This is a genomic window from Dyadobacter sp. (assembly GCF_051859145.1).
Taxonomy (GTDB): Bacteria; Bacteroidota; Bacteroidia; order Cytophagales; family Spirosomataceae; genus Dyadobacter.
This window is the reverse complement of record NZ_JBHYGF010000363.1, coordinates 1-4,257: the sequence shown is the minus strand read 5'-3', so window position 1 is coordinate 4,257 and position 4,257 is coordinate 1. Positions and strand designations below refer to the sequence as shown.

Sequence of the window (4,257 nt, the reverse complement as noted above, 5' to 3'; positions counted from 1 at the left end):
CTCTGTAATGGTGATTCGCTGATCCTTCTTTTTGCAGATTAAAACAGCTATTTTTGGTTATACTAAATACCCGCCGCCATTCCTGCGGCGGGTATTTTTGAACAATACTATTCTATTTCATTATGCGCCAGGACTATTTGTCAGGAGATAAAGAGGGACTTTCCAATACTGAAAAGGAAGTCGAACGGGCATTGCGCCCGCTCACTTTTGACGATTTTGCGGGGCAGGATAAAATTCTTGAAAACCTTAAAATTTTTGTCCAGGCGGCGAGGCAAAGAGGGGATGCATTGGACCACGTCCTGCTGCACGGACCTCCGGGATTGGGCAAGACTACATTATCGAACATCGTGGCCAACGAATTGGGCGCCAATATCAAGATCACTTCCGGCCCGGTACTCGACAAGCCCAGCGACCTGGCTGGCCTGCTGACCAATCTTCAGGAGCACGATGTGTTGTTTATTGATGAAATTCATCGTCTCAATCCGATTGTGGAAGAATACCTTTATTCTGCAATGGAGGATTACAAAATCGATATCATGCTCGATAGCGGCCCCAATGCCCGCAGCATTCAGATCGGTTTGAACCCATTTACATTGATAGGTGCAACTACCCGCGCAGGAATGCTTACTTCGCCTTTACGCGCGCGTTTCGGGATCAATGCGCGGCTGGAATATTACGACGCGAAACTGCTTTCTTCCATATTAAAACGCTCCGCAGCAATACTTGGTACTCCGCTTGAAGACGACGCAGCTTACGAAATTGCCCGCCGCAGCCGCGGTACACCCAGGATTGCAAACAATCTCCTGCGCCGCACGCGTGACTTTGCCCAGGTAAAAGGCAATGGACGCATTACAGTAGCAATCGCAGAAATTGCATTGCAGGCGCTAGACGTAGATCAGAATGGGTTGGATGAAATGGATAACCGGATTTTAAACACAATTATCCAGAAGTTCAAAGGCGGACCAGTCGGCTTGTCGACGATAGCCACAGCTTGCGGCGAGGAGGCAGAAACGATAGAGGAAGTATACGAACCTTTTTTGATCCAGGAAGGCTACCTGAAAAGAACTTCCCGTGGTCGTGAAGTAACAGAAAAAGCATTCAAACACCTCGGAATTCTTCCTACTTACAGGTCAGGAGAATTGTTCTGATTCTTGTAATTTATTTAGTTTCAGGATGTAGATGTAAAATAGGAATAGAAGTAGTAAATTTGCGGTAAATTTACTAACCGCCTCTATGATTGATGTGCTCGTTTCAGAAAAATTGGTTGTGAGGGTGCCCTGTGCAGTGATCGAACACAATGGGAAGGTACTTGCTGGTCAACGTAGCGCTTTGCTCTCCTTCCCTTTGAAGTGGGAATTTCCCGGCGGTAAAGTTGAACAAAACGAATCTGACGAAGAGGCGCTTGTGCGCGAAATCCGCGAAGAGCTGAATGTGGAAATTGACATTCTCGACAGGCTCCCGGTGACCACCAAAGACCAGGGCTGGCGCGAGATTATCCTGGTACCTTTTATCTGTAATTTACAGACTACCCAAATTACCCTCACCGAGCACGAGCAGATCGTTTGGCTAAAAGCAGAAGAGCTCCCGACCCTGGACTGGACGGAAGCTGATCTGAATGTAATTCAAAGCTATTTCGATTACCTAGCGGTTAAAAAATAAGCGCTCTCCTTTTACTTCTTCATTGAAGTTCCCATTCTCATACACCAAATGCCCCGACACAAATGTGTGGGTAATCTTTGAGTTGAATTTTGTTCCTTCAAAAGGCGACCAGCCGCATTTGGCATAGATATTATCAGCCTCCACAAGCGTAGCTGCATTCGTGTCAACGAGAATCAAATCCGCTTTATAACCCTCGCGTATATAGCCCCTGTCTTTGATCTGAAAACAATCGGCTACTGCGTGGCTCATTTTCTCCACAACACGTTCAATGGAAATCTTACCTGCCGCGCTCAGTTCCAGCATTACATTCAATGTATGTTGTACCAAAGGTAGCCCCGACGGTGCCTGCCAGTAAGGTTGTGCTTTTTCCTCGATAGTATGCGGCGCATGGTCGGTCGCTATTACGTCAATTCTGTTGTCCAAAACTGCCTGCAAAATAGCCTCCTTATGATGCGGCGCCTTAATCGCTGGGTTGCATTTGATCTTGTTGCCGAGTGTATGATAATCTTCTGCGTCAAACCATAGATGGTGCACACAAGCTTCGGCAGTAACCAGTTTCGGCTGACCATCGGACAATAGTATTTGTCCGTTTTTCCGGTTACCAATCTCAAAAAGCGGGACTTCATCACCCGTCGAGATATGCAGGATATGCAGGCGGGTTTTATGTTGGTGGGCCAGGTTACTTGCAAAAGTGGAGGACTTTAAACAAGCTTCCTCATTACGGATCAACGCGTGAATGTTATAAGGTACATTCTCTCCGTATTTTTCTTTGAAAAACTCCATTCGCTGACGAACAGTTGGCTCATCTTCGCAATGCGTGGCAATAATGCAGGGTGCATTCGCAAAGATCTTTTCTAAAACCTCTGGTGCGTCTACCAGCATATTCCCGGTAGAAGAGCCCATGAAAATCTTGATCCCGCAAACCTGGGTCGGATCCGTTTTCATTACCTCCTCATAATTATCATTCGATGCGCCCATGAAAAAGGAGTAGTTCGCCAGCGAAGTCTGAGAGGCGATCTGGTATTTGTCGGCAAGTAGTTGCTGCGTGAGCGTGTTCGGTACCGTGTTAGGCATTTCCATAAAGGAGGTAACCCCGCCAGCCACAGCTGCTTTTGATTCTGTGTAAATATTGGCTTTATAGGTAAGTCCCGGCTCGCGGAAATGTACCTGATCGTCAATTACCCCGGGCATCAGGTACTGCCCTTTTGCATTTATGATCTTGTCTGCGGAAATGTGCTGTAAGTCTTTTCCTACACTTTTAATGTGACCATTTTCAATTAATACGTCTAATTCCTGAACCGTATTCTCATTTACTACCAGTGCATTAACTATCAATGTTGTCATATCAGTGTAAGAATTTTCTTTCCAAAGTTATTTAGTCAGATCAAATAACCTCATTTCAGATCAAAAAATCGATGTTAAATCAATTTTTCAGAGACTTACTGGACCTCATTTTTCCGCGCTGTTGTGCAGGTTGTGACAAGCCGCTGATCGGGTCCGAACAAACTTTATGTACGATATGCCGCATTTCACTTCCAAGAATAGGTTTGCAGGGATTGCAAAAGGATGTTCTTCAAAACAAATTCGTTAATGAACCCGCAGTCACTTTCACGCATTCATTTTTACTTTTTACAAAAAAGGGTAAAGTTCAAAAACTGCTGCACGCACTCAAATACAGGGGAAACCAGGAGGTTGGACTGGTACTAGGAGAGATGTTCGGACAGGAAATGAAGGATTCTGAAAAGTTGTCCAATACAGACCTGATCATCAGCGTGCCGCTGCATGCCCGGAAACGAAAATTGCGGGGATACAATCAAAGTGATTTGCTGGCGGAAGGCTTTTCCAAAGCGACAGGCATTCCGTGGTCAGCTTCTGCATTGAAGCGGTTGAAGTTTACAGAAACACAAACAGGCAAGAACAAAATCGAGCGCCGGGAAAATGTAAGAGGCGTTTTCGCCGCAAGTTCAGGATTAAATGTTTCCAAGGTAATTATCATGGACGATGTACTAACTACCGGCGCTACCTTGGAAGAATGTGTACAAACGCTGATCAATGCAGGTTGCAGGGAGTTTGTGATCCTGACAATTGCATTGGCGCAACACTAACAAAAAAAGCCGCTACCCGGAAGGCAGCGGCTTACTTGTCATTCTTGAACCTTATTATTCTTTGTGGCTACCAGTAGCGATCATTGCGCAACGGAAACCAACCATTGCAGTTGCAGAATCCTGATCCATGTAACGGCGTGTTCCTGGAGATAACCAGTAAGCAACATCTGACCACGATCCACCTTTGTAAACTCTCAGCTTATCATCAACAAGCGAGTTATAGTTTTTGGTATCATATCTTTTCGCTTCATCCTGGTAACCGTCGCGACGGAAAGAGTTCAAATCGTTTACATCAGAGTTTGATAATGGACGGTAAACGTCGTAAACCCATTCGCTTACGTTACCTGCCATATCATACAATCCATTGTCATTTGCAGGATACGAGCGGATTTCCTGAGTAATAATCGCTCCGTCGTTTGATTTACCAGCGATACCTGCGTAGTCACCAGGTCCACGCTTGAAGTTGGCAAGCATCGTTCCTTGTTTCCGTCCG

Annotated in this window: 5 protein-coding genes; 3 read left to right on the top strand and 2 right to left on the bottom strand. The window is 45.6% G+C overall.

Features of this window, described 5'->3' with window-relative positions; genetic code table 11:
* Positions 1–122 precede the first annotated feature (122 nt).
* Together ruvB and ACTIE6_RS19045 are read left to right on the top strand one after the other, a co-directional pair.
* A complete protein-coding gene (gene ruvB / locus ACTIE6_RS19050) occupies positions 123–1,148 on the top strand; it encodes a Holliday junction branch migration DNA helicase RuvB (RefSeq protein ID WP_439558154.1) in 1,026 nt (341 codons plus the stop codon).
* Between the two features lie 85 nt (positions 1,149–1,233).
* Positions 1,234–1,659 carry a (deoxy)nucleoside triphosphate pyrophosphohydrolase gene (locus ACTIE6_RS19045; RefSeq protein ID WP_439558153.1) on the top strand — a complete coding sequence of 142 codons (426 nt, stop codon included), beginning with the start codon at positions 1,234–1,236 and terminating at the stop codon, positions 1,657–1,659.
* On the opposite strand, the gene ACTIE6_RS19040 is transcribed toward ACTIE6_RS19045, so the two are convergent.
* Positions 1,642–3,003 (bottom strand): dihydroorotase, encoded by a 1,362-nt coding sequence (locus ACTIE6_RS19040; protein ID WP_439558152.1) that lies wholly within the window; start codon positions 3,001–3,003, stop codon positions 1,642–1,644. The genes ACTIE6_RS19045 and ACTIE6_RS19040 overlap by 18 nt on opposite strands.
* Before the next feature lie 71 nt (positions 3,004–3,074).
* Between ACTIE6_RS19040 and ACTIE6_RS19035 the strand changes: the two genes are divergently transcribed.
* Positions 3,075–3,764: a ComF family protein gene (locus ACTIE6_RS19035; RefSeq protein WP_439558151.1), complete on the top strand. Its 690-nt coding sequence runs from the start codon at positions 3,075–3,077 to the stop codon at positions 3,762–3,764.
* A gap of 54 nt (positions 3,765–3,818) precedes the next feature.
* On the opposite strand, the gene ACTIE6_RS19030 is transcribed toward ACTIE6_RS19035, so the two are convergent.
* Positions 3,819–4,257 (bottom strand): SUMF1/EgtB/PvdO family nonheme iron enzyme (locus ACTIE6_RS19030; protein ID WP_439558150.1); only part of this gene is annotated, 439 nt, incomplete at its 5' end.

What these genes read in the sequence shown, in the direction of transcription:
- ruvB (WP_439558154.1), top strand. Translation starts at nt 123, where the DNA reads ATGCGCCAGGACTATTTGTCAGGAGATAAAGAGGGACTTTCCAATACT.
- ACTIE6_RS19045 (WP_439558153.1), top strand. Translation starts at nt 1,234, where the DNA reads ATGATTGATGTGCTCGTTTCAGAAAAATTGGTTGTGAGGGTGCCCTGT.
- ACTIE6_RS19040 (WP_439558152.1), bottom strand. Translation starts at nt 3,003, where the DNA reads ATGACAACATTGATAGTTAATGCACTGGTAGTAAATGAGAATACGGTT.
- ACTIE6_RS19035 (WP_439558151.1), top strand. Translation starts at nt 3,075, where the DNA reads ATGTTAAATCAATTTTTCAGAGACTTACTGGACCTCATTTTTCCGCGC.